3 protein-coding genes are annotated in these 3,686 nt (G+C 47.8%); all 3 read right to left on the bottom strand.

What is annotated here, in order from left to right; translation table 11 throughout:
* Positions 1-120: 120 nt before the first annotated feature.
* Positions 121-1,161: an AI-2E family transporter gene (locus AB7D94_RS16790; protein WP_420267219.1), complete on the bottom strand. Its 1,041-nt coding sequence runs from the start codon at positions 1,159-1,161 to the stop codon at positions 121-123.
* Between the two features lie 314 nt (positions 1,162-1,475).
* Entirely contained in the window at positions 1,476-3,185 is a 1,710-nt protein-coding gene (locus tag AB7D94_RS16785) for a diguanylate cyclase domain-containing protein (RefSeq protein WP_420267218.1), read from the bottom strand.
* A gap of 4 nt (positions 3,186-3,189) precedes the next feature.
* On the bottom strand, positions 3,190-3,405 hold the full coding sequence (locus AB7D94_RS16780) for a DUF2283 domain-containing protein (protein WP_420267217.1): 216 nt from the start codon (positions 3,403-3,405) through the stop codon (positions 3,190-3,192).
* Between the last annotated feature and the right edge of the window lie 281 nt (positions 3,406-3,686).

Here is a 3,686-nt window from a genome sequence, read left to right as displayed (position 1 = left end):
AGGGGGGGGGGCTGCTTTACTATTGTGACACAGTCTGGAAAGCGGGAATCCAGGAGAGGGAATTACTGGTGTAAGTTTCTAATGCGATTGCCCTGATCGGGTATGGCAATGGCGCGCGGCTTAGATTAGCCCTTTTTCTATTAGCTCTTCCTTTAGATAGGCATAGTATATTGGGGCGGCTATGACTCCAGGAAGACCAAACGCCGCCTCCATCACAAGCATCGCAAGGAGCATTTCCCATGTCTTTGATTTTATCTGAGTGCCGACAATCTTGGCGTTTAAGAAATACTCCAGCTTATGTACCACCACCAGAAACCCCATAGACGCCGCGGCGACGTTAAACGAATTGCTCAGACTTACAACAATAATTACGGTGTTGGAAATCAGATTCCCCACAACCGGCAGCAGGCCAACAAGGAACGTTATCGTTATCATTGTCTTGATTAAGGCCAAATGCACCCCAAACAAGGGCAGTATGACCGCAAGGTAGAGTGCCGCTAAACATGTGTTAATCGCCGAGATGCGCATCTGTGCAAATACGATACGCCTGAAGGACACCGCAACCTTCGAAACACTCCCCATCAGGGATTTTGCCAGCGGTCCACACTCATGCTCATCGCTGATTTCGTTCAGGGCTGCCAGCACGCCCATAACCATCCCTATGAGGACATGTGCGGCTGTCTTGGCCGCCTCTTTACCCGCGGACTGGAGTTCAGCAGCGTGTTTACGCAGTAATTCAGAGACCGCGCTCTTGACGCCCTCGGCGTCCGATGGCAGGTAATTCGTTATCCACTCGGGCAGCGTACTAAGAGAGTTGTCTATGATGTCGGCCATCTTCTGAAGCAGGGCAGGGTAATTACCTGAGCTGCCTCTGAAAAAACCAGCGGCACCCAACCCCAGAAAAAACACAACCGTTACGATGACAGCGCCAAGCAGCGCTATGACTATCATCTTGGAGGCGTGGCCAGTTAGCCCCTTGACCTTTATTTTACACGAAAGCGCATGTATAAGCTCAAATACAAGCAGCCCGCTTAGTAGGGCGGCCAACAGATGAAGCTTAAGAACAAGAAACAGCAACAATGCAACAATAGCCCACGCGGCCACATCGTAATTTGAAATAACAACCCCGGCTCCGCCGTTATCAGGCCTATCGTCGCTCATCCCCTAATTATACCTGCCGTCGTTAACCAAATACAACCATTAAATGTCAATGGCGGTTCCGTGTGGTTGCAGGGCAATCTCATTAGAAATTGCCTCCCTTATTTTTGTCACCGCCCTTATTTTTGTCATTCCGGCTTGTCTGGAATCTGTCCTTATGCCTCAGAATATGCCCAATCATCATGAAACTCCCACTAAAGGGAAGATTCCGGACAAGCTGGAATGACGGCAAGGGACAAAGCCGGAATTATTGCATAGGTATCTTCTGCTTTATTTTTCAAATGCGTTTGCCCTGCCATTATCAGTAAACATTGCATTTATCCGGTACGCTGCTGCTTGCGGGATACCTTGTCCTCATACATTCGTTTGTCGGCTTCTTTGATGGCGGCTTCAATGTCCCCGGCGCTATGGGCGGTTGCCGCGCCAAGCGATATAGACACCGGCAGTCCTTCGTTTTTCTCATTAAACTCCGCCTGATATGCCCTTACGCGCTCTATTGATTTAGCCGACAGACCCTCGTCAGTCTCTCTAAGGATGATAATGAACTCATCGCCCCCCGTGCGCGCCACTACATCGCTTCCCCTAAACGCCATATCGAGCACCGCGGCTGCCCCCTTAATAAGCTGGTCTCCGGCCTCATGCCCGATGGAGTCATTCACCCGCTTCAGTCCGTCTAAATCAGCCACTATAAAGCTGACCGGAAACTGTCCGCCCTTTGAGATACGCTCCAGCTCGGCGTCAAAGAAGGCACGGTTGTATAACCCTGTCATGGAGTCGTGCGTGCTGCTATATTTTAGTTTATTCTCTTCCTTTTTGCGTTGTGTTATGTCGCGCGATATCCCCACGAATTCCTTGACGTCCCCATCCGCGTTGGTTATCGCAGAGATTACCACCTCAACGGGGATTATCCTGCCGTCCTTGCACCTCTGCTCTACCTCAATCCTCTCCGAAAAGCAGTCAATATTCCCTGATTTTCTGAAACACGCTATTTTTTGTGTCAGGGTGTCCCGGACATAGGCGTAAGACTCCGGCGTCAGGGCGTCAGCGAAGGTCTCATGGATGGCCTCATCAACAGTAAATCCCCGCAGGGCGGCAATTGATTGACTTACGTACGTAAAACTGTCCATTGAGGCATCCAGCGTCCAGATGACGTCGCTGACACTCTCAGCAATAAGCCTGAAACGCTCTTCGCCTTCCCGTAGTTCATCTGACATCTGCTGAAGCGCTATCATGTCATCGCCTAATCGCACATTCACTTTCTGAAGAGTTAAGAACTGATTTCTCCTGTGCGACATGGTATAGAGCATGAGGGCGGCCACTATTAAAAAAACCGCAATATGCAGGGCCATAATATTATTCAGGCTGCTGCGATACGATTTCAATATCGGGTCTGCCTTTATCGTAACACTAATGCCCCCGCGTATCTCTCCAACCTTGTAACCCTGAATTTCATGGCATCTCATGCACGGCTTTTTTACGTATAGAGCTGCCATATATCTGAATACATCCCCTGAATTCGTTTTAATCAGTTCAAAGATTTCCTTATTGTTTGTTCCTTCAAAACCCTTCAATGCCATAGATTCCCATTCGTCTGGTGTGTTTGCCGGCCTGATTGGTTTCAGGCTTGTAATGTGAAACAAGGTGCCGTCGTGCTCGGTTGCAATCTCGCTTATCTGGCGGGTCATGTAGGCGGGGTTGATAAGTGTGTATTTCTTGCCCTCTTTGGTTATGATTTCCCTGTCCGGGACATTGAGGTATGGATTTGGAGGGGTAGTTTCGGTAATAGGCACATATACGCCGCCGTGGCGCGAATTCCACAATCGTGTCATCTCTATTAATTCAAACATCGCGCGCGCCTGGTTTTTGACCGTGGATATGGATTGCTGCTTTACAGAAGATAAATTCCAGCCAAGCGACGCGGCAACAAGCCCCGCCCATAGCATGACAGGAAAGACCCAAAACCTCTTCAGGATTATATACTCATCCCGAAAAAGTATTTTACCGACAGAAATTTTCAATGAATCCACAATTTTATCTGCCCTGAAGTGCTAAGTCCTCTAAAGTTATTTTCTCGAAAACGTCTTTACTTCCAACAAGCGTTACGGCGTCTAAAATCTCAATCCCCGCAATTCGCCCTTCCACATCATAATCAACTGCAATACCCTCAGCCACATGCTCAGTTGTTACGGTGGTCTCTATAAATCGTATATAAAGGGCATCTGCTTCTGGAGCATAAGTTATTCTCATGCCTTCACCTCTATGCCTCTATAATGCAACTGTTGTTCAGCGTCTGTTGATAATCTAATCGGTTTCATAGCTGATATACCTATCATAATCGGAAATGTATGTTTTTGTCCAAATTAATATCATAGAAGTTAAGGACATCCCATAATAATCGAATCATCCTGAGCCTGTCGAAGGATGCTCCGAATGACTTCTTTGACTGCAACTTGGTATAAGTTATAATTGTACTATAAACCCAGATTGTCCATTAGAGATGAGAAGCGAAGTGAATTGGGAGATCAAAG

Origin of the sequence: Candidatus Magnetominusculus dajiuhuensis (assembly GCF_046044395.1) — a bacterium.
Lineage (GTDB): Bacteria > Nitrospirota > Thermodesulfovibrionia > Thermodesulfovibrionales > Magnetobacteriaceae > Magnetominusculus > Magnetominusculus dajiuhuensis.
Note: the sequence above shows the minus strand (reverse complement) of the source record. Positions and strands in the feature narration are given on the sequence as shown.